The following is a 25,523-nucleotide window of genomic DNA, read 5'->3' on the forward strand; positions in this document are numbered from 1 at the left end:
ACCATGTCCGAATCTCCCACCGAGACCAGCGAGAAGGGCACCCCGAAGGGGACCGACCGGACCAGCCGCACCGCGGCCCTGGTCGCCACGGCCGTGGCCCTGCCGGTGGCCCTGCTGGTCGGCACCCTGGCCTTCGTCAATCTGGCGCCGGAGGACTCGACCCCCACGGCCTCCCCCTCGCCGACCGTACCCCGGCCGCAGTCCACCGCCCCGGTCGAGATGGCCGCCCCGGCGCTGGCCGAGCGACCGGCCACGGTCTGCCGCGCCCTGCTGTCCCAGTTGCCCGCCTCGATCCGCGACCTGCCGCAGCGGCCGGTGAGCGCCGGGCCGGAGCAGAACGCCGCCTACGGCGATCCGGCCGTGACGGTGGCCTGCGGTGGCACCGCGCCCGAGGTGAGCCCCACCGACCATGTCTACCTGGTCAACGCGGTGTGCTGGCACGCGGTGGAGGAGGTCGACGCCACCGTGCTGACCACCCTGGATCGGGAGACCCCGGTGACCGTACGGGTGCCGCACTTCTACGGCGAGGCCTTGCAGTGGGCCGCCCCGATCGCCACCACGGTCGTCGCCTCCGTCCCCTCGGCGGACTCGGTCCCGTCCGGCTGCACCTCCTGATCGAAGCCGCCAGGCCGGTCAGCACCCGATCGAAGCCGCCGGGATCGGTCAGTACTGCCCGGGGCCGTGCAGCAGGGCGGTACGGATCAGCCGGTCCACCAGCTTCGGGTACTCCAGGCCGGAGGCCGCCCACATCCGGGGGAACATCGAGGTCGGGGTGAACCCCGGCATGGTGTTGATCTCGTTGAGGTAGACGTCCAGTTCCGGGGTGACGAAGAAGTCGGCCCGGGCCAGTCCGGCGCAGTCCAGCGCGGTGAAGGCCCGCACGGCGTAGTCGCGTACCTGCCGGGCCACCCGGTCGGGCAGGTCGGCGGGGACGTCGTACTCGCAGGCCGACTCCGCGTCGATGTACTTGGCCTCGAAGTCGTAGAAGTCGTAGTCGCCGACCACTCGCACCTCGGCCAGTACGGAGGCCTCGGGCATGCCGCCGGCCTCGCCCTCCAGCACTCCGCACTCGATCTCCCGGCCGACGATGGCCGCCTCGACCAGTACCTTGCTGTCGATCTTCCGGGCGGCGGCCACCGCGGCGTCCAGGTCCGCCCAGTCGGTGACCTTGCTGACCCCGAAGGACGATCCGGCCCGGGAGGGCTTGACGAAGACCGGCAGCCCCAGCCGCTGCTTGTCCTGCTCGCTGAGGGTCATGCCGCTGCGCAGCACCGCGTACGCGCCGACCGGGATGCCCTCGGCGGCGCAGAGCTTCTTGGTGAACTCCTTGTCCATCGCGGCGGCGGAGGCGAACACCTTGGCCCCCACGTACGGGATGCCGGCCATCTCCAACATGCCCTGGATGGTGCCGTCCTCGCCGTAGGCGCCGTGCAGCACCGGGAAGACCACGTCCACATCGGCCAGTGCCCGGGGCCCTTCGGTGGGGTCCAGCACCACCAGGCCGCCGCCGGTCGGGTCGGTCCGCAGCACGATGTCGTGGCCGGACTCGGCGGTGATCTCCGGCAGGCTACGCGCGCTGATCGACAATCGGGTGGGATCCCCGTCGGTGAGCACCCACTGGCCCGCTCGGGTGATGCCGACCGGCACCACCTCGAACTCGTCCGGGTCCAGAGCGGCGAGCACGCTGCCGGCGCTGACGCAGGAGATGCCGTGTTCCGGGCTGCGGCCGCCGAAGACGATCGCCACGCGGGTCTTGCCTGGGGTGGTCACTGCGGTCACCTTTCCGGGACGCACTGCTGGCGCTTCCCCGGATGACCTTACTGTGCGTGGCCGTAGCCGGTTGCCGATACCCTGCGAGAAGCCGAGGCGGGCACATCCGGTCAATCATCACCATACGGTGAGTAATCAGTCAGCCGGTCGACCGGGCGGCTCCCCCGCCCCGGAGCACGCCGTCGGCCGATCGCGAGCACCTTGACCCGCTGCCGACCGGCCCGCACCATGCCCAGGGCCATGAAGGCGCCGGCGATCCGTTCGGCGGCCTCCCGGTTACTCGCCCCGACCACCTGACGGCGACGCTCGGGGGCGGTTCGTTCGTCGCGTCCACCGGCGACATTCGGCCGGACATCGGTCAGCACCACCAGGAAGCGGGCCATCGGCCGCCACCCGGGTCCGTCGTGACCGCCGCGAGACTGCCCGAGGGTCGCTGCGCACATCGCCCCCCTTTCCGGTACGGGCTCATGGCAGGGCACGCGGCGGCCGGGTAGGGGGAATAACCCGACCGCCGCGCGCCCCATCCCCTCCGGTCACTCACCATCACCGTCGCCACGACAACCGATGGTGAGGACTTGACGACAGCCTGACACCATCACGGTTGTGAATGCAACTCCCACACGCGTTTTCTCATGTACACGGTCTCAAATATGTGCGATCATCGATTCATGGCTCCGAAGACCGCCCGTGCCCGTCGGCTGGGCATCGCCCTGCGCCAGCACCGTGAGGCCGCCGGCCTGACCCTCGAAGTCGCGGCAGACGAGATCAACAGCACCCGCAGCACCCTGTCCCGCTACGAGAACGCGCAGACCCTGGTCAGTCCGGCCACCGTACGCGCGCTGCTCACCCTCTACGGGGTGGGGGCGGACGAGGTGGCGGCCGCCGTCGCGCTGGCCAAGGACGCCCGCAAGCCCGGTTGGTGGGTGTCCTACTCGTACCTGCTGGACCGGCGCACCATCGACTTCATCGCCCTGGAGGCGGAGGCCACCGGCATCGCCAACTTCGAGCCCTCCGTGGTGCCCGGCCTGTTGCAGACCGCCGACTACATCCGTGGGGTGATGCGGGGCGGCCCGCACACCCTCAGCGACAGTGATGTGGAGGAGCGGGTCCACCTACGGCTGGACCGGCAGCAGCGCCTCACCGGTGACGAACCCCCGATCTTCGACGCGATCATCGACGAGGCCGCGCTGCTGCGCCCGGTCGGCGACACGGCCACCATGCAGGGGCAACTGCGCCACCTACTCAAGATGAGCGAGTTGCCGAACATCACCGTCCAGCTGATCCCGTTGGCGGCCGGCTACCACCGGGGCACCCGGGGCTCGCTGCACATCCTCGAATTCGCCGATCCGGAGGATCCGATCATCGCCTCGGTGGAGACGGTGGCCGGTCAGATGATCCTCGACCGGCCCGCAGAACTGCGCACCTGCACCAGGATCATGGAACACCTGCGGACGGTCGCGCTGAGCCCGGCGGCCAGCCGCGACGAACTGATCACGATCCTGAAGGGACGTAGCTGATGACACCGACGACCAACGCCACCCCGGCGGTGGCCGGATGGCGCAAGAGCAGCCACAGCGGTGACGAGGGGGCCTGTGTGGAGGTGGGGATGGCACCGGGCGCGGTGGCCGTACGCGACTCCAAGGACCCGCAGGGCCCGCTGCTGTTCTTCGCCCCGGCCGCCTGGACCGCCTTCGCCGGGGCACCACCGGTGCGTTGACGCGATCGGCCCTTCCCTGATCCGACAGTCACCCGGAACCGCTGACCGGGCCGGTCAAGGGCACCGCCGGCCCGGTCAGCCCCGCGTCCGTGGACAGTCGTCAGCCGCCGACCAGCGGCGGCGGGGCCGGCAGGGCGCGTACGGTCGCCAGGGCGGCCAGGGCGGCGCCTCGGGCCCCGGCCATGTCGCGGTCCGGCACCAGCGCGAAGGTGGCCAGGGCGGCCTGCTCGTCCCGCAACGCGGTGTGCCCGCGTACGGTCGCCAGGAACCAGTCCCGGAACTCCGGGCCGGTCTCCACCACCCCACCCCCGACGAAGTACGCATGGGGGTCGGTGAAGTTGGCCGCGATGGTGAACAGGGCCCCCAGGGCCCTCGCCTGCTGGGCGAAGATCTCCCGGGCCAGCTCGTCGCCCCGCTCGCCGTAGCCGCGCACCAGCTTCGCCGCCCGGGCCGGCGGCTCAGCGGCCAGCGGATGGTCCGGAAACCGGGTGAGCCAGTACGGCAGCAGGTTGCGCTCGATCGCGGTCAGCGAGGCGACCGACTCCACGTCACCGGCGAAGCCACAGGCGCAGGTCGGCACGGGCTGGTCGGCGGCCAGCACCTGGGTCAGCGGAATGTGCACATGCCCCAGCTCACCGGCCATTCCCGCCGCCCCGGCGACCACCCGACCGTGCTCGACCAGACCACCGCCCAGCCCGGTGCCCACGATCGCCGACACGGATGACCGCTGCATGGCCTCGGCGCCGAAGTGGACGTGGTGGGCGTAGAGGGCGGCGGCGTTGCCGTCGTTGTGGTAGACCACCGGCAGCCCTAGCCGGCGTTCCAGGGCCCTGCGGATGTCGTGGCCCCGCCAGGCCGGTTGGGAGAAGTTCGTGGACCCCTTAGCGGAGATCACTCCGGTGGCGCTGGCCGGACCGGGGGTGTCCAGCCCGACGGCCTGCACCTGGTCGCGGGACACCCCGGTCAGGGCCAGGACCTCCGCGAAGGAACCGGCCATCGCCTCGACGGCGGCCTCCGGTCCGGCGCGTACCTCGCTGGGGGTCTCCACCAGGTGATCGACCAGGAACCGCCCATCGGCCGTGAGCACTGTGGCGTTGTTGTTCGTACCGCCGTTGTCGATGCCCACGACCACCGTTGTGCCAGCCACCCGCCAACCGCCTCCCACCGATCCGCTCTGACGTGAGGCTAGTTCTCCAACCCGCTACCCGCCATGTCGACCGGCCGGCGGGCCGTCATCGCGGTGGCCCCCAGCGACTCGTTCCGGACGGTCGTCGGGATCAGTCCGGCCGCCCGCAGTACGGCCGCCAGCGGGTCGACCTGGGACTCGCCGACCTCCACCACCAGGTTCCCACCCGGGGCCAGCCAGCGCGCCGCCTCCTCGGCCAGTCGGCGCAGCACCGCCAACCCGTCCGGCCCACCGTCCAGGGCCACCGGGGCCTCGTACCGGCGCGACTCGGCCGGCAGCAGCTCCAGGGCCGCGCTGGGCACGTACGGCGCGTTCGCCACCACCAGGTCCAGGCTGCCCCGCCAGGCCCCCGGCAGGGCCTCGAACAGGTCACCGGTGCGGACCGGCACGGCCAACTCGGCCAGGTTGCGGCGGGCACAGGCCACCGCGGCGGGGTCCACGTCGGCCGCCGCCAGCAGCCTGGGGGCGCGCAGCCGCCGCGCCAGGGCCCGGGTCAGGGCGCCGGAGCCGCAGCAGAGCTCGACCACCCTGGCCCCCGGCCCGGTCACCGCCACGGCCGCCGAGACCAGCAGGGCGGTACGCGCCCGGGGCACGAACACCCCGGGTACGACCACGATCCGCTCGCCGCAGAACTCGGCCCAGCCCAGCAGGTACTCCAGCGGTTCCCCGGCCACCCGTCGGTCGACCAGTGCGGCCAGGTTCTGCCGGCTGTCGGCCGCCTCGAGCAGCAGCCGTGCCTCGTCCTCGGCCCAGACGCAGCCGGCCCGGCGGAGCCGGTCGACCGTGGCGTCCCGTACCGCCGAGGAGACGTCGATCATCTAGCGGCGGCGTCCAGGGCGGCCGACACGTCGGCGATCAGATCGGCGGTGTCCTCCACCCCGCAGGAGAGCCGGACGAAACCGGGTGAGGTGTCGTCACCCCACTGGGCCCGTCGGTCGGCCGTGGTGTGCAGGCCACCGAAGGAGGTGGCCGCACCGACCAGCCGGGCCGCCTCCAGGAAGCGGGCCACCCGCTCGGCGGTACCCAGATCGAAGGAGAGCACCCCGGGCATCCGCCGCAGCTGACGCGAGGCCACCGGATAGGCCGGATCCGCCGGCAGGCCCGGCCACCGCAGCCCGGTCACCTCGGCACGGGCCGCCAGCAGCCCGGCCAGGGCCTCGGCGTTGGCGCTCTGCCGGGCCAGGCGCAGGTCCAGGGTGGCCAGGGACCGGTGCGCCAGCCAGGCGTCGAAGGCCCCGGGCACCGCCCCGGTGGCCGTACGCCAGGTGGTGAACCGCTGCACCAGCTCCGCCGACCGGGTGGCCAGGTAACCCAGCAGCAGATCGGAGTGCCCGGTCAGGGCCTTGGTGCCGGAGGCGACCACCAGGTCGGCACCGAGATCCAGGGGACGCTGTCCCAGCGGGGTGGCGGTGGTGTTGTCGACCGCCAGCAGGGCACCGGCAGCGTGCACCCGCTCGGCCAGCGCCGGCAGGTCCACCACGTCCAGTCCCGGGTTGGCCGGGGTCTCCACCAGCACCAGGCGTACCCCCTCGAAGGAGGGGTAGGGCCCGGCGGTCGGTGCCAGCAGCACCCGTACGCCGTTGCCGGCCAGGGTGTCCGTGGCGAAGGCCCGGACCGGGAAGTACCCGTCGGCCGGCAGCACCACGGTGTCACCGGCGCGCAGCAGCCCCAGCAGCAGCCCGGTGATGGCCGCCTGGCCGCTGGCGAAGACCCGACACTCGCCGCCCTCCAGCTCGCCGATCGCCGCCTCCAGCAGCCGCCGGGTGGGGTTGTCCGGGCGTCCGTACCCGTCGGCCGCCGCCTCCGGCCCGTGCCGGGGGTCCAGATGGTACGGCGCGGCGAAGACCGGCCCCGGCAGGAAGGGTCGGCCCGGTTCCGGGGCGGGCAGCCCGGCCCGCACACACCGGGTGCCGTCGCCGTCGCCGTCGGCCGCAGGCCGCTGCGCGAACCCGCCCTCACTCATCCGCTCACTCCGGCTTGGTGGTACGGCTCATCAGAGCGCGTACCGCGACCCGCGGGTCGACCCCCTCGTGGCAGACCAGCTCGACCTGCTCGGTGATCGGCATCTCCACCCCGTGGGCCCGGGCCAGGTCGCGGATGGCCAGGGCGCTCTTGACCCCCTCGGCGGTCTGCCGGGTGGCCACCCGCGCCTCCTCCAGGGTGGCGCCCCGCCCCAGGTGCTCGCCGAAGGTGCGGTTACGGGCCGACGGCGAGGAGCAGGAGGCCACCAGGTCACCCATGCCGGCCAGCCCGGCGAAGGTCAGGGGGTCCGCGCCGAGGGCCACCCCCAGCCGGGCGGTCTCGGCCAGCCCTCGGGTGACCAGCATGGCCCGGGTGTTGTGACCGAAGCCCATCGCGGTGGCGATGCCGTACGCCAGGGCGATCACGTTCTTCACCGCCCCGCCCAGCTCACAGCCGATCACGTCGTCGTTGGTGTACGGCCGGAAGTAGGGCGTGGTGATGGAGCGCTGCACCAGGGTGGCCCGGTCGGAGTCCGTGCAGGCGACCACCGTGGCGGCCGGCTGCTCGGCGGCGATCTCCGGGGCCAGGTTGGGGCCGGAGACGACGACCACCCGGTCCGCCGCCACCTGGGCGGTCTCGACGATCACCTCGCTCATCCGCTTGGTGGTGCCGAGTTCGATGCCCTTCATCAGGGACACCAGGGTGGCGTCGGGGTGCAGGTGCGGGACCCACTCGGCCAGGTTGCCCCGCAGGGTCTGCGAGGGCACCGCCAGCACCACCATCTCGGCGCCCTTGATCGCCTCTACGGGGTCGCCGGTGCCGGTGACCCGCTCCGGCAGCAGCACCCCCGGCAGGTACTCCGGGTTGCGTCGCTCCGTACGGATCAGGTCCGCGATCGGCTGTCGGCGGGCCCAGATGGTCACCTCCCGGCCGGCGTCGGCCAGGATCTTCGCGAACGCCGTACCCCAGGACCCGGCGCCCAGCACCGCCACGTGCCCACTCACGCCGTCGCCTCCGGACGCTGCTCGACGTTGGCCCGACCGTTGCGCTGCCACAGCGGCGGTGGGGTGCCACCTCGGATCTCGGCCAGCATGTCCCGCAGCCGCAGCATGATCACGTCAGTCATCTCCTCCAGCACCGACCGGCTGGGAGCGGCACCGGCCCACCGGCTCAGGTCGATCGGCGGCCCGGCCACCACGGTCACCGGGATCCGGGGCCGCAGGCTGAGCCGGCCCCGGCGCGGGTCGAAGATCCGCTCCGGGCCCCACATCACCACCGGCACCACCGGGGCACCCGTGGCCAACGCCAGCCGAGCGGCCCCGGTCTTGCCCTTCATCGGCCACAGGTCCGGTTCCCGGGTGATGGTGCCCTCCGGGTAGATGATCACGGCGTCACCCTCGCCGAGCGCCTTGATCAGGGCGTCCAGCGACTTGGCCGCGTCGACCGTCCCCCGCTCGACCGGGATCTGCTTGCACCGGTGCAGAATCCAGCCGATCACCGGGACCTTGAACACGCTCGCCTTGCCCAGGAACTGCGGCCACCGTCCGGAGTCGTAGATGAAGTGGGAGGCGACCAACGGATCGGCATGCGACATGTGGTTCGCCACGATGATCATCGGACCCTCGGTGCCGAGGTGCTCCATCCCCCGCCAGGTACGCCGGGTCCAGACCGTCATCACCGGCTTGACCAGCACCACGGCCACCCGTTGCCAGAACCCCAGCCTGCGCTGACCCACCGTGCCTCCTCGTACCAGCCCCGCCCACCGGAGGAACCGGTGACGCCCGCAGCCGAAATCATGCCTGCTCGACCCTGGTACGGCCAGTGAGGGTACCGATGCAAGGCTGGCAGGATGACAGTGTGAGTCAGCCATGGACCGTGGTGGTACCGGTCAAGCGTCTGACCGCCGCGAAGACCCGGCTGCGCGGCGGGGTGCCCGGCGTACCTCACGAGAAGCTGACCCTGGCCCTGATCGCCGACACCCTGGACGTGGTGCGCGCCTGTCCCGGGGTGGCCGAGATCCGGGTGGTCACCGACGACCCCCAGGTGAGCCTGCTGGCCCGGATGATCGACGCCCGGGTGCTGCCCGACCCCCCGACCCCCGGCCTGAACGCCGCCTTCCGGCACGGCGCGGCCGGGGTCGACGGGTGGGTGGTGGCCCTCACCGCCGATCTGCCCGCCCTGCGTCCGGCCGAACTGGCCGCCGCTCTGGACGCCGCCCGGACAGGCCCGCCGCACCTCCGGTCCTTCGTCAGCGACTGCCCCGGGACCGGCACGGTGCTGCTGGCCGCCCCGCCCGGGGTACCCCTGGATCCCCGCTTCGGGCCCGGCTCGGCCGCCGCGCACGCGCGCAGCGGGGCCCGGCCGCTCACCGCCGCCTGGCCCAGCCTGCGCCGGGATGTGGACACCGCCGCCGACCTGGCCGCTGCGGCCCGGCTCGGGCTCGGTCCCCGCACCGCTGCCCTGACCGCCGACTGCCTGACCGGCTGAGCGGCGCTGGCGGCGGGCTTGCCCCCGGCTGGGCGGCGGCTGCGTGTACGGTGCTGGGCATGCAGGGCACGGTGGCTACCTTCGACGCGGCGACCCGCAGCGGCCTGCTGCTGCTCGACGACGGCACGGAGTTGCCCTTCCCGGCTCCCGCGTTCGACGCCTCCGGGCTGCGGCTGCTGCGCCTGGGTCAGCGGGTCAGGGTGGAAACCGACAGCGAGGGTGTCGTCGTCCGGGTGACCATCCCGACGATGTCCTGACCTCCCAGCTCAAGTTCAGTTCGGGTTAACCGTGACCGGGTGATTATGGGCAGGTGAGCACCCCTCGCGAAGGCCCGGACAATCCCGACCGACCCGACCCTGCGGCAGCTTCCTCCGGGTTGGCGGAGGTGCTGGACCCCGGCCCCGGGCCGGCCCTGCCGGAACCCCCCGAGACGCGGCCCGACCGCCCCCTGCCGGAGGACCGGTTCCTCAACCGGGAGCTGTCCTGGCTCGACTTCAACGCCCGGGTCCTGGCCCTGGCCGAGGACCGGCGCACCCCCCTGCTGGAGCGGGCCAAGTTCCTCGCCATCTTCGCCAGCAACCTGGACGAGTTCTACATGGTGCGGGTCGCCGGGCTGAAACGGCGCCTCACCGCCGGGCTGCCGGTACGCGGCGGAGACGGGCTGCCCCTGCGTACCCAACTGGAACTGGTCGCCGCCAAGGCGGCCACCCTGGTGGCCCGGCACGCCGCCTGTCTCATCGACGACGTGCTGCCGGCGCTGGCGGCGGAGGACATCCGGGTGCTGGGCTGGTCCGACCTCGGCAACCGTGAGCGGGACCGGCTGCACTCCTACTTCCGCCAGCAGATCTTTCCGGTGCTCACCCCCTTGGCGGTCGACCCGGCCCACCCCTTCCCGTACATCTCCGGTCGGTCGCTCAACCTGGCCGTGTCGGTGCGCGACCCGGACGGCGGACCTGAGCTGTTCGCCCGGGTCAAGGTGCCCAACAACGTGCCCCGGTTCGTCCGGGTCGACCGGGACCAGCCCGGGGTACGGGTGCTGCCGGTGGAGGACCTCATCGCCGTCCACCTGGGTCAACTCTTCTCCGGCATGCAGGTCGTGGAGTGCCATCTGTTCCGGGTGACCCGCAACGCCGAGGTGGAGGTCGACGAGGACCGCGACGAGGACCTGCTGCAGGCCCTGGAACGGGAACTGGCCCGGCGCCGGTTCGGTCCCCCGGTCCGGCTGGAGGTCGCCGACTCGATCTCCGACCACATGCTGGAGTTGCTGGTCCGGGAACTGGACATGGACCGCCAGGACGTGCTGCGGGTCCGCGGGCTGCTCGACCTGTCCGCCCTGTGGCAGCTCTACGGCGAGGCGGACCGCCCCGACCTGAAGGACCCTCCCTTCGTACCGGCCACCCATCCCCGGCTGGCCGAGGGCGAGGTGCCCCGCAGCGTCTTCGCGACCCTGCGCGACGGGGACGTGCTGGTGCACCACCCGTACCACTCCTTCGCGACCAGCGTGCAACGCTTCATCGAGCAGGCCGCCGCCGACCCGAACGTGCTGGCCATCAAGCAGACCCTGTACCGCACCAGCGGGGACTCCCCCATCGTGGACGCCCTGGTGGAGGCCGCCGCGGCCGGCAAGCAGGTGGTGGTGCTGGTCGAGTTGAAGGCCCGCTTCGACGAGGTGGCCAACATCGGCTGGGCCCGCACCCTGGAACGGGCCGGATGCCACGTGGTCTACGGGCTGGTCGGCCTCAAGACCCACTGCAAGACGGCCCTGGTGGTACGCCAGGAGGGCGACCAGATCCGGCGCTACTGCCACATCGGCACCGGCAACTACCACCCCAAGACCGCCCGCCTCTACGAGGACTTCGGCATGCTGACCGCCGACCCGGACATCGGCGCCGACCTGACCGACCTGTTCAACGTGCTCACCGGCTACAGCCGGCAGACCGCGTACCGGCGGCTGCTGGTGGCACCCCAGGGGGTACGCAGGGGTCTGATCGAGCGGATCGAACGGGAGATCGCCCAGGTCCGGCTCGGCCGGCCCGCCCTGGTGCAGTTCAAGGTGAACGCCCTCGTCGACGAGGCCATCACGGACGCCCTGTACCGGGCCTCCCAGGCGGGGGTACACGTCGACCTGATCATCCGGGGGATGTGCACCCTGCGTCCCGGGGTGCCGGGGCTGTCGGACAACATCCGGGTCCGCTCCATCCTCGGCCGGTTCCTGGAACACTCCCGGATCTTCCGTTTCGGCAACGACGGTGACGCCGAGTTCTGGATCGGCTCGGCCGACCTGATGCACCGCAACCTGGATCGACGGGTCGAGGCACTGGTCCAGGTCAGCGACCCGGTGGCCCGCGCCGAACTGGACCACGTGCTCCAGGCCGCGATGAGCCCGGAGGTCGAGGCGTTCGAGTTGACCGCCGACGGCAGCTGGATCCGGCGCAGCGGCACTCCCGCGGCGCCCCTGGACCATCTACAGGATCTGTTGCTGCATCGGGTCGGGGGCACCGCCGGACGAGCCGCCCGGGCAATAGGCTGAGCAGATGGTCGAGGAGGAGGATCCGGCGCTTCCCGGCCGTCGGCGTACCCTGCAACCCGATGCCGGCGTGGCCGAGATCCGAGCGGCCGGCGGGGTGGTGTGGCGACCGGCACCGGACGGCGGGGTCCAGGTGTGCCTGGTGCACCGCCCCCGGTACGGGGACTGGACGTTGCCGAAGGGCAAGCTGGAGCCGGGCGAGCATGCACTGCTGGCCGCAGTCCGGGAGGTCGCCGAGGAGGCCGACGCCCAGGCGGTACCCCAGGTGCGCCTGCCCAGCGTGCGGTACCGCAGCGAGGGCCTGGACAAGACGGTCGACTACTGGTCGATGCGGGCGGTCGGCACGGGCGGTTTCCAACCCGGCACCGAGGTCGACGAGGTGCGCTGGCTGGGGGTGGACGATGCGATGCGGCTGGTCAGCTACCCGCACGACAACCAGGTGCTGGCCGCCTTCGCCGCGCTGCCCCGCGTGACCGCGACCATGCTGCTGGTCCGCCACGGCCACGCCGGTCGGCGACTGGACTGGTCCGGCCCGGACACCGGCCGCCCCCTGGACCCCCGTGGCTGGTCGCAGGCGCACGCCTTGGCGCCGCTGATCGCGCTGGTCCGTCCCACCCGACTGCTCTCCGCCTCGCCCCGCCGATGCGTGCAGACCCTGGACCCGGCCGCCGCGCAGCTCGACCTGCCGATCGAGATCAGCGGTGACCTGGACGAGCCCCGCGCCGGCCAGCAGGCCGACGAGTGCGCCCTGGCCGTAGCGGCAGCACTGACCGCATCAGCGGCGAACAGCGAGTCCGTAGCGGCGTGCAGCCAGGGCAAGGTCATCCCCGGCGCGCTGGAACGGCTCGCCGGCCAGCCCGGCGACTACGCCACCGGCAAGGGCGGCGGCTGGCTGCTCACCTTCACCGGCGACCGCCTGCTAGCGGCCGACCGCCTCTGAATCCCTCCCGCACGGCTGGGCCGTTACGGCCGGGCCGGTGGCAGTTTGAGGGTGACGGCTACCGGCAGGTGGTCGCTGGCGGTGCTCGGGGTGGCGGTCGGGTCGGTGGCCGACAGGTCCGGGGAGACGAAGATGTGGTCGATCTGGGTACGCGGGTCGTCGGCCGGGCTGGTGGGCAGCGGGCGTACGGCCGCCAGGGCGTCGACCAGCCCGGCGTCGGTGAGGGCCGTGAAGGCCGGATCACCCGGCTCGGTGTTGAAGTCACCGGCGACGACGAGCGGCCCACCCTCGGCGTACCCGGTGGCGAATTCGGCGACCACCCGGGCCTGCACCACCGGATCCGTACCCGGTGGGGGTTGCAGGTGGGTGCTCACCACCGCCAGCCGTACGCCGTCGCTGAAGTCGACCGTCACCCCCAGGGCCTGGGCACCGGTGGGTGCGCCGACCGCAGGCAGCGTACGGGTCCGGGCCCGCTGGACCGGCCACCGGCTCAGCACCGCATCGCCCCACAGGGCCCCGGCGGCGGGCGCGAAGACGTACGGCATATCCAGCCGGTTCGCCAACAGGTGCAGGGTGTCGTGACCGCCGTTGAGCAGCCAGCCCCGGTCGACCTCGCTGAGCAGCACCACGTCGGCCCGCCCGACCGCCCGGTCCAGAGCGGCCAGGTCGAGCCGCCCGTCCAGGCCGAAGCCCATCCGGATGTTGTACGCCACCAGCCGGATCTGCTCGGGTGGCCCGCCCCGGTTGGTGGCCACCAGCCACGGCCCCTGCACGGCCGCGGCGACGAGGGCGAGCACGGCGGCCAACAGGGCTGCCATCGGGGCGACCAGCCACCCCGATCGTCCGGTGGCGAGGGGTACCGGCGGCGGGGCAGCGGGGGCCGCTGTCGCAGGTCGCCGCCGTCCGCCCAGCGCGACGATCCCTACCATCGCCGCCACCAGGGCGGGCAGCCAGCCGTTGGGGTAGCCGATGTCGTAGGCGGCGTAGTAGAGCACCGCCGCCAGGGCGAAGACCAGCATGCCGCCGGTCGCCGCGTACCCACGACGGGCAGCGGTCGACCGCCCCCGGTCGGCGGCGGCCAGGGCCAGGCAGCCGCCCAGCCCCGCTGCGGTGAGCAGCATCGCGACACCGAGGAACCCCGGTGGCCCGTACCCGAACAGCAGCGCCCCGGCCAGCAGCAGCACCGGGAACAGGGGACGGCTCGGCGGCGGGGTCAACGCGCAGAGCACGAACAGCGCCACCGCGGCGGCCAGGGGTGCCAGGGCGAACAGAGGGGTGCCGGCGGTGCCGGCCGCACCGAGCCAGAAGGACATCGCGGTGCTCGCGACCGCCGGTGACAACGCGACCATGCCACCCAACAGCAACCCGGGCCCGACGAGCAGCCAACTCCGGCCCGGCGGTAGCGCCTCGGTGTCGTCCTCAGGCCGACCGGATTCGGGTTTCGCGGCGAAGGCGACCACCAGCAAGGACCCCACCAGGAAAAGGCTCAGCAGCCAGGCCTCCCAGCGTCCCCACCACACCGGGTCGTGGGTACCGGTCAAGGCCTGGCCGAGCGCCCCGGCGGTCAGTCCGAGGACCAGCCCGGGCAGCGGTCGGCTGACCGGGCCGGCGATGGCGGCCAGCCACACCAGCCCGGCCAGCAGGCCTGCGGTGGCCAACCAGAGTTGGGTACGACCCCCGGGCGTCGCGGTCAACGCCAGCCGGGCGGCGCTGAGTACGGCCACCGCCACCAGGCCGACGGGACGGGCACCGACCCGGGCTACGAGGGCCGGTGCGGCCAGGGCGAGCACGAACCAGCCGAGCGCGAAGGCACCGAGCAGTTCGGCCGGGGTCGAGGCGGCCTGCCCGAAGATGGTGATGACCGACGGCAGGAAGACCCGCAGCACGTCGGTGAAGACGAGCAGACCCAACGCCAGGGTGGCGGTACCGAGGTGGCGACGACGCAACACGGTCCTCATTTCGCCGAGGGTGTGCGGCGATTCTGGTGCCAGGCGGCGCGTCGGTCAACGGGGCAGTGCGGTGCGGTCCGCGCACGGCAAAGGGCGCCCACCACCGAGGCGGGCGCCCTTGCTCGTACGGCCGGTCAGCGCCGGGTCGTGGTCTTCTTGGCCGGCGCCTTCTTCGCCGGGGCCTTCTTGGCCGCCGTGGCCTTGGCCGCCGTGGTGGTCTTGGTCGCGGTGGCCTTGGTCGCGGTGGCCTTCTTCGCCGGTGCGGCCTTCTTCGTGGTGGTCTTCGCGGCCGCCGTGGTCTTGGTCGCGGTGGCCTTCTTCGCCGGTGCGGCCTTCTTGGTGGCCGCCGCGGTCTTCGTCGCGGTGGTCTTCTTGGCCGCCGTGGTCTTGGCCGCCGTGGTGGTGGTCTTGGTCGCGGTCGTCTTCTTCGCGGTGGTCGCCTTGGCACCGGTAGCCTTCGCGCCGGTGGTCTTGGCGGTGGTTGCGGCTGCCTTCTTCGCCGCCGCCGTGGCCTTCGGCACCTTGCCGCTGGCCACCATCTCCTTGAACCCGGCGCCTGGGCGGAAGGTCGGGACGGAGGTCTTCTTGACCTTCACCGCCTCGCCTGTGCGCGGGTTGCGCGCTGTTCGAGCGCCACGAACACGCTTCTCGAACGCTCCGAATCCGGTGATCGCCACCTTTTCGCCCTTGGTGACCGCCGCCTGGACCTCAGCGAGGACCGCGTCGAGCGCGGCCGTCGCCGTCTTCCGGTCCCCCAGGCGAACGGCGAGCGCCTCGATGAGCTCGGCCTTGTTCACGACTTCCTCCTGATTGTGCAACTGACTCGACGCGAGCCATTCTGCGCGCACGGTATGCCCTGTGCTGCCGGGACACAAACATTCGGTGGAAAAAAGCCCTTGTGTCGTAACGGATTCGCCCCCACCGGCGGCACCGGTGGGGGCGGAATCGGCGAACAGACCCGGCGAACGGCTATGCGACCCGGGGCAGGAAGGACGGCCGAGTGGTCTCGAAGGTGCTGATCTGCTCCTCGTGCCGAAGGGTGAGTCCAATGTCGTCCAAGCCCTCCATCAGCCGCCAGCGGCTGAAGTCGTCGAGCGGGAACGACCACGTGAAGGTGCCGGCCCGGACCTGGCGGGTGGTCAGGTCCACGGTGATCGAGGTGTCGGGGTCGGCCTCGACCAGACCCCAGATTTCCTCGACCGCTTTCAATTCCAGCTCTACCGGAAGCAACCCTTCCTTGAGCGCGTTGCCCCGGAAGATGTCACCGAAGCCGGGTGCGATCACGGCTCGGAACCCGTAGTCGCGCAGCGCCCAGACGGCGTGCTCGCGGGAGGACCCGGTGCCGAACTCCGGACCGGCGACGAGAATCGACGCCCCGGCATAAGACTGATCGTTGAGTACGAATCCCGGGTCCTCCCGCCACGCGCTGAACAACCCGTCGGCGAAACCGGTACGGGTCACCCGCTTCAGGTAGACGGCCGGGATGATCTGGTCGGTGTCCACGTCGGACCGACGCAGCGGCACGGCGGTGCCGGTGTGCACGGTGAACTTGTCCATCTGTCGCAGCCCTTCTACAGATCGGCGGGAGCGGCCAGTCGGCCGACCACTGCGGTCGCGGCGGCGACCGGCGGACTCACCAGGTGAGTACGCCCGCCCCGGCCCTGGCGGCCCTCGAAGTTCCGGTTGGAGGTCGAGGCGGAGCGCTGCCCCGGCGAGAGGGTGTCCGGGTTCATGCCCAGGCACATCGAGCACCCGGCGAAGCGCCACTCGGCACCCGCGTCGGTGAAGACCTTGTCCAGCCCCTCGGCCTCGGCGGCCTCCCGTACGGAGGCGGAGCCGGGCACCACCAACATGCGTACGCCCTCGGCGACCCGGTGACCGCGCAGCACGTCCGCGGCGGCACGCAGGTCCTCCAGCCGGCCGTTGGTGCAGGAGCCGACGAAGACCACGTCGACCGCCAGGTCACGCAGCGGGGTGCCCGGTCGCAGGTCCATGTACTCCAGGGCGCGACGGGCGGCGGCCCGTTCCGCGTCCGTGGTGAAGTCCTCCGGGTCCGGCACGGCCGCGCCCAGCGGAACGCCCTGCCCCGGGTTGGTGCCCCAGGTCACGAACGGCGTGATCTCCGATGCGTCCAGGATCACCTCGGCGTCGAAGGTCGCCCCCTCGTCGGTGGGCAGGGTCCGCCAGTAGGCCAGCGCCGCGTCCCAGTCGGCGCCGGTGGGGGCGTTCGGCCGCCCCTTCAGGTACGCGAAGGTGGTCTCGTCCGGCGCGATCATGCCGGCCTTGGCACCCCACTCGATCGACATGTTGGCGATGGTCATCCGGCCTTCCATGGACAGCGCCCGGATGGCCTCACCGCGGTACTCGACGATGTGCCCGCGACCGCCACCGGTGCCGACCTTGGCGATCAGCGCGAGGACCAGATCCTTGGCGGTGACACCGGGGCCGAGCTGACCGTTGACGGTGACCGCCATGGTCTTCGGACGGGCCTGCGGCAGCGTCTGGGTGGCCAGCACGTGCTCGACCTCACTGGTGCCGATGCCGAAGGCCAGGGCCCCGAAGGCGCCGTGGGTGGCGGTGTGCGAGTCGCCACAGACGATGGTCATGCCGGGCTGGGTGAGCCCGAGCTGCGGACCGATGACATGCACGATGCCCTGGTTCTCGTCGCCCAGGGGGTGCAGCTTCACGCCGAACTCCGCGCAGTTGCGGCGCAGGGTCTCGATCTGGGTACGCGAGGTGGGGTCAGCGATGGTGAGCAGGTCACCACGGCGCTGCTGGAACGACGGATCGGCGTACCCGGTCGGGGTGTTGTGGTCCTCGGTCGCGAGGGTGAGGTCGGTACGACGCACCCGCCGACCGGCGAGCCGCAGCCCGTCGAACGCCTGCGGGCTGGTCACCTCGTGCAGCAGGTGCAAGTCGATGAAGAGCAGATCGGGCTCTCCCTCGACAGACCGGACGACATGCGCGTCCCAGACCTTCTCGGCCAAGGTTCTCGGCTGAGTAGTGGCTCCCACCATCTGGACATCCTAAATTCTGGGAGGTAAATTTCGGCTTGTGGGACACAGTATGAGCGGTGTCGGCGTTCTCGACAAGGCGGTGGTCATCCTGGCCGCCTGTGTCGACGGCGCCAGCCTGGCCGAACTCGTTGAACGCACCAAGCTGCCCCGAGCCACCGCGCACCGGCTGGCCCAAGCCCTGGAGATCCACCGGATGCTCGTCCGGGACACCCAGGGCCGCTGGCGCCCCGGCCCTCGCCTGGGCGAGCTGGCCAATGCCGCGCCGGACGTCCTGCTGACCGCGGCCGAGCCACTGCTGGCCGCGTTGCGGGACGCCACCGGCGAAAGCGCCCAGCTCTATCTACGCAGAGCGGACGAACGGATCTGCGTGGCCGCCGCCGAACGGGCCAGCGGCCTGCGGGACACCGTCCCGGTCGGCTCGGTGCTGCCGATGACCGCCGGGTCGGCGGCCCAGATCCTGCTCGCCTGGGAGCCACCCGAGGCGGTCATGCCACTGCTGCCGCGGGCCAAGTTCACCGGCCGCACCCTGGCCGAGGTACGCCGCCGAGGCTGGGCGCAGAGCGTCGCGGAACGCGAGGCCGGTGTGGCCAGTGTCTCAGCCCCGATCCGCGACCGTACCGGCCGGGTGATCGCCGCCATCAGCATCTCCGGCCCCATCGAACGCCTCGGCCGCCGCCCCGGCGAACGCCACGCCATGGCCGTAGTGAGAGCCGGCCAACGCCTCTCCGGCCTCTAACCCACCCCCACCCCCCACCCCCGCACTGCCCCCGCGCTGCCCCCGTTGATCATGAGGTTGGCGGCAGCTTGAAGATCGACAGATGCCGCCAACCTCATGATCAACGGGGTTGGGACGGGGCTGGGGTGGGGCTGGGACGGAGCAGGGGTGGGGTGGGGGAAGGGGAAAGCCCGCCTCGAGGAGGCGGGCTTTCGGTTGGTAGCCCCGACCGGATTCGAACCGGCGCTACCGCCTTGAGAGGGCGGCGTCCTGGGCCGCTAGACGACGGGGCCAGAACTTCCCTGGTTCACCGCCGTTTCCAGCGGTGCGGCAGTAGTCTAGCGGCGATCTCCAGCGCCGTATCAGCGGGGTGGGTGGGCTTGGTGCACCGTCGGCGCGCCGAACCCTGGCGGCGCCTCCTAGCTGGTCGAATGCTCGAACGCGGGGGCGGGTCAGAGCAACTGCGCGCCGGGCTGGCAGGGGTTGCTGCGCCGGGCCGGCGGGCGTCGGTCCGGCTGAACCGGAGAGGCGCTGTGCGCCGCAGCGGGCACTGGCCGGGCGGGGTGAAGGGGACACTGAGCAGGAAAACGGCGAACGGCCCGCCCCTGGAGGGACGAGCCGTGAACCTATCTGTAGCCCCGACCGGATTCGAACCGGCGCTACCGCCTTGAGAGGGCGGCGTCCTGGGCCGCTAGACGACGGGGCCAGAACACAATGCGACACCACCTTTCGGTGGTGTCGCCGAACTCTACCAGACCTAGCGATCAATGTTCCGTGGCGGAACCTTGATGCTGAACCCACCAGAATCCAGCGACCTCGGTTCTCGCGAACCTCGGATGCGCTGGGGTACCAGGACTCGAACCTAGACTAACTGAACCAGAATCAGTTGGGCTGCCAATTACCCCATACCCCATCAGCCCCTTGCGGCGCCGGGATCAAACCTTACCCTCCCGGCACCGGCAGGCCAAATCGACTTCCCCAACCCACCTCTGACCTGCGGAAACAGGCTCAGGTGGCGGATACCACCGGGTTGGTCAGGTCGCCGATCCCCTCGATCCGGACGGTGACCGTATCCCCGTCCACGAGCGGGCTAACCCCCGCCGGGGTGCCGGTCAGCACGACGTCGCCCGGCAACAGGGTCATCACATGCGAGATGTACGACACCAGGGCGGGCACGTCGAAGACCATGTCCCGGGTCCGGCCCAGTTGGCGGACCTCCATCTCCTCCGGGTCCCGTCCCACCTCGCACCGGATCTCCAGGTCACTGATGTCCAGGCCGGTGGTGATCCAGGGGCCGATCGGGCAGAAGGAGTCGAACCCCTTGGCCCGGGTCCACTGGTTGTCGGAGCGTTGCAGGTCCCGGGCGGTGACATCGTTGGCGCAGGTGTAGCCGAAGATGGCCCGCTGCGCCGCGGCCCGGTCGGCGCGGCGCGCCCCCGGGGCACCGATCACCACGGCCAGCTCGGCCTCGTGCTCCACCTGCTTGCTGAACTCGGGCAGCCGGATGGCGTCCCGAGGGCCGATGACGGAGGTGGAGGGCTTGAGGAACAGCAGCGGCTCGCTGGGCACCTCGCTGCCGTGCTCGGCGGCGTGCTCGGCGTAGTTACGGCCGACGCAGACCACCTTGCTGGGCAGGATCGGCGAGAGCAGGCGGACGTCGGACAGCGCCCAACGGGCGCCGCTGAAAGTTATCTGGCCGAACGGATGTCCCGAGATCTCGGCGATGGTCAGCCCCTGCGGGCCCGTCCCCGGCTCCCCCTCGACGACTCCGAACGACATTCCCTTGGCATGAGCGAAACGAGCGATACGCACCAGGACAATCTAGCCCCGCCCGTGGACCGGGTGCGGCAGCTTACCCCTGACGATCACCCTCGGTGCCGGATTCGCCGCTTCGTACCCGGCCGACGACGCCGTCGACCTAGCGTCGGCTGCGGAGGTTCGTTCGTATGCCTGCATCGACACGACACCACAAGGCCCTGGCGGCGATCGTGCACTGCGTGGGGTTTCTCACCGCCGCGGTGCCGGCGCTACCGGCGTTCACCGCGGCAGAGCCCGCGGCGGCCGAACGTCCGCCGGCAGTCTCGGCGGCCGAACGTCCGGCGGTCGCAGCGGCCGGGCGTCCGGCGGCGGTGGCCACGGCGGAGCCGACGATGCCCTCGGCACCACCGGCCGTGCCCACTCCGACCCGGCTGGCCTCGCCCGCTCCGGCGCCGAAGGTCAGCGTGCAGGTCGCTCCGGCCAGCACCACCCAGCCGAGCTACCGCATCGAGGTCCGCAACGCCGGCAACACCCCGGTGGAGACCACCGTGCGCCAGGAACTGCCCCAGGGGGTCTCGGCGACCGCGATCAGCGACGGCGGTCGGGAGGTACGTCCCGGGGGGTCCACGGCCACGGAGGTGACCTGGCGGCTGAGGTTGTCCCCGCGCAGCACCACCAAGCTGGACACCACCCTGAGCGGTACGGCGGCGCAGCAGCCGGTGACCGCTCCGGCCTGCGCTTTCGCGGTGGACGGCCGCCGGCCGTACGACTGCGCGACCGCCACCTGGACGGCCCCGGGTGCCACCGAGGCGCGCGCCCAGGAGTCCCCGGGGTGGCGTGACCAGGCACCCGCCCTGCTGGCCGGGGTGGCCGTGCTGCTGGTCCTCGCCGGCCTGGGCTTCGCCACCTGGCGGCGGCGCCGGCCCCCGGCCGCGGCGGCGCTGGCCTCGGAGGGGCCCGGGCGGATCTATCCCCGACCGGCCGCACCTCGGCCGCCCACCCGTCGGCGTACCCCGCCGGTGTGGGTGATCGTCCCGGTGGCCGCGACCGTGCTGGCGGCCACCCTGGGCATAGCGGCGTGGACCGCCACCCGCCGGGTGGCCGCGATCGACACCGACAGCCAGCCGACCAACGGGGCCTGGAAGGGCACCGGGGTCACCGGTGGCCTGGGGATACCCCTGCGGGAGGACGCCTTCGAGTTCACCGTCTACCGGATGAACTGCGATCCGGGGCAGGGCGCCCGGCAGTGCCAGGCCACCGTCGGGGTCCGGAACCTGACCCGGGAGCACCACAGCTGGCACGGCAAGCTGCAACGGGCGTACCTGGCGAACGGCAACTGGGTGACCACCGACGAGCAGGCCACCCGCCGGGTCAACCAGGGCCGGGACGTCTTCGCCGAGCCGATGGCCGCGGGCAGCCGCATGGTGCTGCCGCTGGTCTTCACCGTCAACGGCGGGGAGGCACCGCAGCAGTTGGAGCTTCGCAGCGGGGTCTTCTCCTCCGGGGTACGGGTGGACGTGCCCTGATCAGCGGCGGTCGTACCCTTGGACGGTGACCGCCGCCCACCCCAGCTTCGACAGCCTGCCGGCTGCCGTGTGGATGCCGCGCGCCCGGGCCCACGAGGAGCGGGCCGACGCCCTGACGGCCGCACATCGCCGGCGCCGGGCGGCCCGGCAACGTCACGCGATCGACGACTTCCTCTACGAGTACTACGGCACCCGGCCCTCGATGCTGCGCCGTTGGCATCCCGGGGTGGGGGTCCGGCTGGAACCCGGGCCGCAGGGCCCGGCACCGAACGGGCAGTGGCGGTGGTACGCGACCGACTCCGAGGGCCGGGTCGGCTTCGACGCGGCGGCGTTCCTCGCCGACCGGGCCGAATCGGTACTTTTCATCTGGCGGCTGCTCTCCTCGATCGCCACCCGCCCGGCCTTCACGGGCTGTTTCGGGTTGCACGAGTGGGCGATGGTCTACCGCCAGCGCGAGCATCGGCACCCCCTGCCCCTGCGGCTGGGGCAGGAGGGCACCGACGCGGTGGTCGAGGCGCACCAGATCAGGTGCTCGCACTTCGACGCGTACCGGTTCTTCACCCCGGAGGCCGTCGACCTCAACCGGCTGCGTCCCACCCGGGCCAGCCAGGTGGACCTGGACCAGCCGGGCTGCCTGCACGCCGCGATGGACTGCCACAAGTGGGCCACCAAGCTGGGCCCGGCCGTCCCCGGCGAACTGGCCCTGGACTGCTTCGAGTTGGCCCGGGACATCCGGCTGCTGGACATGCAGGCCTCCCCGTACGACCTCTCCTCCTACGGGCAGCCGGCGGTGGCCATCGAGACCCCGGAGGGCAAGGCCGAGTACGTGACCCGGCAACGGGAGTTCGCCCAGCGTTCCGGGCTGCTCCGGGCCCGGTTGATCGAGGTCTGCACCACCCTGCTGGCCACAGTGGAGCAACCGGCGCCGGCCTGACCAGCGGGCAGAGGGCTGCGGGACCACCGACCGGTGGCCCCGCAGCCGTGGTCACGAGCGGGAACAGTGTGCCGTCGGCGCGGTGTTGGTGCCGCCGGCGGAGGCCAGGAACCCGAAGGTGGTCTGGGCGCCGGGCGCCAGGGTGCCGTTCCAGCCGGCGTTTCGGGCGGTGACCACCGAGCCGGTCTGGGTCACCTCGGCGCTCCAGGCCTGGGTGACCCGCTGCCCGTCGGCGAAGTCGAGTCGTACCACCCAGCCGGCGAGTGCGGTCGCACCGTCGTTGCGTACGGTCACCTCCGCCTGGAACCCGCCCTGCCAGCTACCGGCCAGCCGGTAGCCGGCCACGCAACCTCCCGGCGGCGGCGGGGTCGGGGTCGCGGTGACCGTGGGAGTGGGAGTGGGAGTGGGAGTGGGCGTCGGGGTGGGGGTCGGGATGCCGGTCAGGGCGGACACCAGGGCGGGGTACCAGCGGTCGGACATCTTCTGGTCGCCGGCGGCGTTGGGGTGCACCCCGTCGTAGGTGTCCGTGGCGGTGTTGAAGCCGGTCCACTGGTCCACCACGACGATCGGCGACTGGCTGGTGGTCTTGCCCGCCGCCCAACCGTCGATGGCGTTGTTCAGGGCCACGGTCCGCTGCCCGCACTCCGGGCAACTGCTCGGGGCCATCGGAATGATCTTCGCTACCAGGATGCGCATGGCGGGGTTGCTGGCCCGCATCTGGTCCACCAGCCTGCTGTAGGCGGCCAGGATGGTGGTCGGGGCGATGTTGCTCCACACGTCGTTGGTGCCGAAGTGCATCAGCACGATGTCCGGCCGGGTGGCCGACAGCCAGCCCGGGAGCAGGTTCTGGTTGGCCACATTGGTGGCCAGGTAGCCGCCGTGGCCCTCGTTGTCCCCGTCGTAGGGCTGGCCGCAGCCCTGCGGGCCGAGGGTGCCGACGAAGTCGATGGCGGAGTGCCCGGCGGACTGGAGGCGGTTCCAGAGCAGTGCCCGCCAACAGCCCGGTGAACCGGTGATCGAGTCGCCGAGCGGCATGATGCGTACCGGATCGGCAAGCGCCGCCGAGGCGAGGGGCGCCGAGGCGAGGGGCGCCGAGGCGGCGACCGGGGAGGCGGACTGGAGGGGGTCGGCTGGTGGGGTCGATGGCGCGGACCAGGCGGTGATCGCCAGGAGGACGGCCGCGAACCCGGCGGCAGCGTTGCGCAGAGGCCTACGGAGCATGGTGGAGGGACTCCTGTCACGTGTCGAAGTTCGTGTGACGGCCCGAATGCTCCCGCGCGCATTCAACCAACAAAGATGAAAATCATCAATGTCCGGGCTCTCCTGGAGTCGACCCGGCTAGTCGCCGTCCACCCGACGGTCGCGCTTGCGCTGGGAACGGCGCTTCTTGTCGGCCAGCCGCCGCTCCTTGGCCCCGCGGGAGGGCTTGGTGGGCCGACGCGGCGCCGGTGGCGGGGCGACCGCCTCGCGCAGCAGGGCGGCCAACCGCTCCCGGGCCGCCTCCCGGTTGGCCAACTGGGCCCGGTGTTCGCTGGCGGCGATGGTCAGCACCCCGTCGACCAGCCGTCCGGCGAGTCGGTCCAGCGCCCGCACCCGCAGCGACTCCGGCAGGCTGGGTGAGGCGGCCAGGTCGAAGCTCAGCTCCACCCGGGAGTCCGTGGTGTTGACCCCCTGCCCGCCCGGCCCGGAGGAACGGGAGAACCGCTCCCGCAGCTCGGCAGCGGGCACGACCCACCGATCGGTAACCCGCAGTCCGCCGTCCACGCCCTGAGGCTAGCGCCCCGGGGACGCTTCGGGAGAACTGCTCGGGTTCGGCGAGGCCGGCTCCGAGTCGTCGTCTCCCCCGGTCGCGGCATAGGCGACCGCCCCGATCAGCAGCAGGAGGATCACCCCGATCTTCGTGGTGGCCACCTTGATCAGGAGCCAGGCGCCACGACGGGCACCCGGCACGGTCTTCTTGGCGGTCTGGTAGTCGGTCCAGCCCCGTCGAGCGCGGGCGTACGAGGACCCCACGCCGGTTCCGATGATGAGGCCCACCAGCAGGAGGACCGCGATGAGAGGACGCTCCACAACCGTGAGTATGCATACTCAGCGTGATATTTCCATTCTCCGATCTTTGATCGCCAGAATCCGACAGATCCCCCCATGCTTCCGTAATCGGACAGTCGCTCTCGGTGATATCAGCCGCCCTTGCCGATGATCGTGTCCGCGGTCTGCTGCACCTGCTCGATGGGGATGGCGAAGCCGATGCCGATCGAGCCGTTACCGTCGATGGTGGCGATCGCGGTGTTCACCCCGACCACCTCCCCCCGGGCGTTGACCAACGGTCCGCCGGAGTTGCCCGGGTTGATCGAGGCGTCGGTCTGCACCGCCCGGTGCCGGTTGTCCCCGAGGCGCACCTGCCGGTCCAGGGCGCTGACGATGCCGGCGGTGACCGTGCCGGACAGCCCCAGCGGGGACCCGACCGCCAGCACCGGTTCCCCCACCCGGGTCGAGCCCGGCTTGGCCAGTGGCAGCGAGGCCAGCCCGGCGGACCCCGGCACCTTCAACACCGCCAGATCGCTGCCGGGTTCCCGGCCGACCACCTGGGCGCCGAACCGGCGGCCGTCGGGCAACTCCACCGTCACCGGGCCACCCCGGCCCTTGGCCAGGATGTGGTCGTTGGTGATGATGTGCTGCTCGGAGTCGACCGCGAAGCCGGACCCGGTGGCCCCACCCACCAGCACGGAGACCACCCCGGGCACGGTCTTCTCGGCGGCGGTCACCAGCTCGGCGGGCACCGGCGCGGCCGAGGCCGCCGCCGGTTCGGGAATCCCCCGACTGGCCACCCAGCCACCGGCCACCGCCCCCGAGCCGGTCGACAGGGCCAGCACCGCCAGCCCGCCCAGCAGTCGACGACGCCAACCCCACCCCGCCTCGTCGCGCATCCGGGCAGCCTGCCCCGTCCCGTCCCGACCGTGCGGGTCGAGCTCCGGCGAGACGAACCAGGGCCCACGGGGCTCACCCAGTCCGGTCTGCACTGCCATTCGTACGCT

General features: G+C 72.0%; 26 protein-coding genes and 3 tRNA genes. 10 read left to right on the top strand and 19 right to left on the bottom strand.

Annotated elements, in window-relative coordinates:
* Positions 1 to 3: 3 nt before the first annotated feature.
* Positions 4 to 615, top strand: coding sequence for a DUF3515 family protein (locus tag ACGFIK_RS01855; RefSeq protein WP_327022287.1), 612 nt, complete (start codon positions 4 to 6; stop codon positions 613 to 615).
* A gap of 48 nt (positions 616 to 663) precedes the next feature.
* On the opposite strand, the gene ACGFIK_RS01860 is transcribed toward ACGFIK_RS01855, so the two are convergent.
* Both ACGFIK_RS01860 and ACGFIK_RS01865 read right to left on the bottom strand, forming a co-directional pair.
* On the bottom strand, positions 664 to 1,770 hold the full coding sequence (locus ACGFIK_RS01860) for a D-alanine--D-alanine ligase family protein (RefSeq protein WP_327022288.1): 1,107 nt from the start codon (positions 1,768 to 1,770) through the stop codon (positions 664 to 666).
* Between the two features lie 110 nt (positions 1,771 to 1,880).
* Entirely contained in the window at positions 1,881 to 2,213 is a 333-nt protein-coding gene (locus ACGFIK_RS01865; RefSeq protein WP_393337201.1) for a hypothetical protein, read from the bottom strand.
* A gap of 225 nt (positions 2,214 to 2,438) precedes the next feature.
* Here ACGFIK_RS01865 and ACGFIK_RS01870 point away from each other — a divergent pair, with 225 nt between their 5' ends.
* Together ACGFIK_RS01870 and ACGFIK_RS01875 are read left to right on the top strand one after the other, a co-directional pair.
* Positions 2,439 to 3,287: a helix-turn-helix transcriptional regulator gene (locus tag ACGFIK_RS01870; RefSeq protein WP_327022290.1), complete on the top strand. Its 849-nt coding sequence runs from the start codon at positions 2,439 to 2,441 to the stop codon at positions 3,285 to 3,287.
* Positions 3,287 to 3,487 carry a DUF397 domain-containing protein gene (locus tag ACGFIK_RS01875; RefSeq protein WP_327022291.1) on the top strand — a complete coding sequence of 67 codons (201 nt, stop codon included), beginning with the start codon at positions 3,287 to 3,289 and terminating at the stop codon, positions 3,485 to 3,487. Before ACGFIK_RS01870 ends, ACGFIK_RS01875 begins: the two co-directional genes overlap by 1 nt.
* Positions 3,488 to 3,587: 100 nt before the next feature.
* Here the strand turns inward: ACGFIK_RS01875 and ACGFIK_RS01880 are convergent, their stop codons facing one another.
* Genes ACGFIK_RS01880 through ACGFIK_RS01900 form a run of 5 tightly spaced genes read right to left on the bottom strand, consistent with a single transcriptional unit; the run spans position 3,588 to position 8,370 of the window.
* On the bottom strand, positions 3,588 to 4,634 hold the full coding sequence (locus ACGFIK_RS01880; protein ID WP_327022292.1) for an ROK family protein: 1,047 nt from the start codon (positions 4,632 to 4,634) through the stop codon (positions 3,588 to 3,590).
* A 38-nt stretch (positions 4,635 to 4,672) separates the two neighbouring features.
* Complete coding sequence (locus ACGFIK_RS01885; RefSeq protein ID WP_327022293.1) at positions 4,673 to 5,491, bottom strand: putative protein N(5)-glutamine methyltransferase; 819 nt, start codon at positions 5,489 to 5,491, stop codon at positions 4,673 to 4,675.
* Complete coding sequence (locus ACGFIK_RS01890; protein ID WP_327022294.1) at positions 5,488 to 6,636, bottom strand: cystathionine gamma-lyase; 1,149 nt, start codon at positions 6,634 to 6,636, stop codon at positions 5,488 to 5,490. The genes ACGFIK_RS01885 and ACGFIK_RS01890 overlap by 4 nt, the downstream gene beginning before the upstream one ends.
* Before the next feature lie 4 nt (positions 6,637 to 6,640).
* A complete protein-coding gene (locus ACGFIK_RS01895; RefSeq protein WP_327022295.1) occupies positions 6,641 to 7,639 on the bottom strand; it encodes an NAD(P)H-dependent glycerol-3-phosphate dehydrogenase in 999 nt (332 codons plus the stop codon).
* Positions 7,636 to 8,370 (bottom strand): lysophospholipid acyltransferase family protein, encoded by a 735-nt coding sequence (locus ACGFIK_RS01900; RefSeq protein ID WP_327022296.1) that lies wholly within the window; start codon positions 8,368 to 8,370, stop codon positions 7,636 to 7,638. The genes ACGFIK_RS01895 and ACGFIK_RS01900 overlap by 4 nt, the downstream gene beginning before the upstream one ends.
* A gap of 122 nt (positions 8,371 to 8,492) precedes the next feature.
* Here ACGFIK_RS01900 and cofC point away from each other — a divergent pair, with 122 nt between their 5' ends.
* From cofC to ACGFIK_RS01920, 4 genes are read left to right on the top strand one after another with little or no spacing between them, the layout of a single operon-like run.
* Entirely contained in the window at positions 8,493 to 9,122 is a 630-nt protein-coding gene (gene cofC / locus ACGFIK_RS01905; protein WP_327022297.1) for a 2-phospho-L-lactate guanylyltransferase, read from the top strand.
* A 59-nt stretch (positions 9,123 to 9,181) separates the two neighbouring features.
* A complete protein-coding gene (locus ACGFIK_RS01910) occupies positions 9,182 to 9,379 on the top strand; it encodes a cold-shock protein (RefSeq protein WP_327022298.1) in 198 nt (65 codons plus the stop codon).
* 53 nt (positions 9,380 to 9,432) lie between these two features.
* Positions 9,433 to 11,652 carry an RNA degradosome polyphosphate kinase gene (locus ACGFIK_RS01915; RefSeq protein WP_327022299.1) on the top strand — a complete coding sequence of 740 codons (2,220 nt, stop codon included), beginning with the start codon at positions 9,433 to 9,435 and terminating at the stop codon, positions 11,650 to 11,652.
* A gap of 4 nt (positions 11,653 to 11,656) precedes the next feature.
* A complete protein-coding gene (locus ACGFIK_RS01920; RefSeq protein WP_327022300.1) occupies positions 11,657 to 12,589 on the top strand; it encodes an NUDIX hydrolase in 933 nt (310 codons plus the stop codon).
* A gap of 23 nt (positions 12,590 to 12,612) precedes the next feature.
* Here the strand turns inward: ACGFIK_RS01920 and ACGFIK_RS01925 are convergent, their stop codons facing one another.
* The 4 genes from ACGFIK_RS01925 to leuC form a co-directional block, all read right to left on the bottom strand.
* Positions 12,613 to 14,547: an endonuclease/exonuclease/phosphatase family protein gene (locus ACGFIK_RS01925; RefSeq protein ID WP_327022301.1), complete on the bottom strand. Its 1,935-nt coding sequence runs from the start codon at positions 14,545 to 14,547 to the stop codon at positions 12,613 to 12,615.
* Positions 14,548 to 14,672: 125 nt separating this feature from the next.
* Positions 14,673 to 15,335, bottom strand: coding sequence for an HU family DNA-binding protein (locus ACGFIK_RS01930; RefSeq protein ID WP_327022302.1), 663 nt, complete (start codon positions 15,333 to 15,335; stop codon positions 14,673 to 14,675).
* A 172-nt stretch (positions 15,336 to 15,507) separates the two neighbouring features.
* Positions 15,508 to 16,095, bottom strand: coding sequence for a 3-isopropylmalate dehydratase small subunit (leuD, locus tag ACGFIK_RS01935; protein WP_327022303.1), 588 nt, complete (start codon positions 16,093 to 16,095; stop codon positions 15,508 to 15,510).
* Positions 16,096 to 16,109: 14 nt separating this feature from the next.
* Positions 16,110 to 17,555, bottom strand: coding sequence for a 3-isopropylmalate dehydratase large subunit (gene leuC, locus ACGFIK_RS01940; protein ID WP_327022304.1), 1,446 nt, complete (start codon positions 17,553 to 17,555; stop codon positions 16,110 to 16,112).
* A 49-nt stretch (positions 17,556 to 17,604) separates the two neighbouring features.
* On the opposite strand from leuC, the gene ACGFIK_RS01945 reads away from it, so the two are divergent.
* A complete protein-coding gene (locus ACGFIK_RS01945) occupies positions 17,605 to 18,291 on the top strand; it encodes an IclR family transcriptional regulator (protein ID WP_327022305.1) in 687 nt (228 codons plus the stop codon).
* A gap of 196 nt (positions 18,292 to 18,487) precedes the next feature.
* Here ACGFIK_RS01945 and ACGFIK_RS01950 read toward each other — a convergent pair.
* From ACGFIK_RS01950 to ACGFIK_RS01965, 4 genes are all read right to left on the bottom strand, one after another.
* A tRNA-Glu gene (locus ACGFIK_RS01950) sits at positions 18,488 to 18,563 on the bottom strand.
* 340 nt (positions 18,564 to 18,903) lie between these two features.
* Positions 18,904 to 18,976: transfer RNA gene (locus ACGFIK_RS01955), tRNA-Glu, on the bottom strand.
* Between the two features lie 135 nt (positions 18,977 to 19,111).
* Positions 19,112 to 19,183 (bottom strand) — tRNA-Gln (locus ACGFIK_RS01960).
* Positions 19,184 to 19,278: 95 nt separating this feature from the next.
* Positions 19,279 to 20,082, bottom strand: coding sequence for a fumarylacetoacetate hydrolase family protein (locus ACGFIK_RS01965; RefSeq protein ID WP_327022306.1), 804 nt, complete (start codon positions 20,080 to 20,082; stop codon positions 19,279 to 19,281).
* Positions 20,083 to 20,216: 134 nt separating this feature from the next.
* Between ACGFIK_RS01965 and ACGFIK_RS01970 the strand changes: the two genes are divergently transcribed.
* Positions 20,217 to 21,554, top strand: a complete 1,338-nt coding sequence (locus ACGFIK_RS01970) for a hypothetical protein (protein WP_327022307.1) — start codon at positions 20,217 to 20,219, stop codon at positions 21,552 to 21,554.
* A 73-nt stretch (positions 21,555 to 21,627) separates the two neighbouring features.
* Complete coding sequence (locus tag ACGFIK_RS01975; protein WP_327027235.1) at positions 21,628 to 22,488, top strand: 3-methyladenine DNA glycosylase; 861 nt, start codon at positions 21,628 to 21,630, stop codon at positions 22,486 to 22,488.
* A gap of 51 nt (positions 22,489 to 22,539) precedes the next feature.
* Here the strand turns inward: ACGFIK_RS01975 and ACGFIK_RS01980 are convergent, their stop codons facing one another.
* The 4 genes from ACGFIK_RS01980 to ACGFIK_RS01995 form a co-directional block, all read right to left on the bottom strand.
* On the bottom strand, positions 22,540 to 23,709 hold the full coding sequence (locus ACGFIK_RS01980) for a cellulose binding domain-containing protein (protein WP_327022308.1): 1,170 nt from the start codon (positions 23,707 to 23,709) through the stop codon (positions 22,540 to 22,542).
* 117 nt (positions 23,710 to 23,826) lie between these two features.
* Positions 23,827 to 24,252: an alternative ribosome rescue aminoacyl-tRNA hydrolase ArfB gene (gene arfB, locus ACGFIK_RS01985; RefSeq protein ID WP_327022309.1), complete on the bottom strand. Its 426-nt coding sequence runs from the start codon at positions 24,250 to 24,252 to the stop codon at positions 23,827 to 23,829.
* 9 nt (positions 24,253 to 24,261) lie between these two features.
* A complete protein-coding gene (locus ACGFIK_RS01990; RefSeq protein WP_327022310.1) occupies positions 24,262 to 24,558 on the bottom strand; it encodes a hypothetical protein in 297 nt (98 codons plus the stop codon).
* Positions 24,559 to 24,668: 110 nt separating this feature from the next.
* Positions 24,669 to 25,514: a trypsin-like peptidase domain-containing protein gene (locus ACGFIK_RS01995; protein ID WP_357532263.1), complete on the bottom strand. Its 846-nt coding sequence runs from the start codon at positions 25,512 to 25,514 to the stop codon at positions 24,669 to 24,671.
* Between the last annotated feature and the right edge of the window lie 9 nt (positions 25,515 to 25,523).

Source organism: Micromonospora sp. NPDC048871 (genome assembly GCF_043198155.1).
Lineage (GTDB): Bacteria > Actinomycetota > Actinomycetes > Mycobacteriales > Micromonosporaceae > Micromonospora.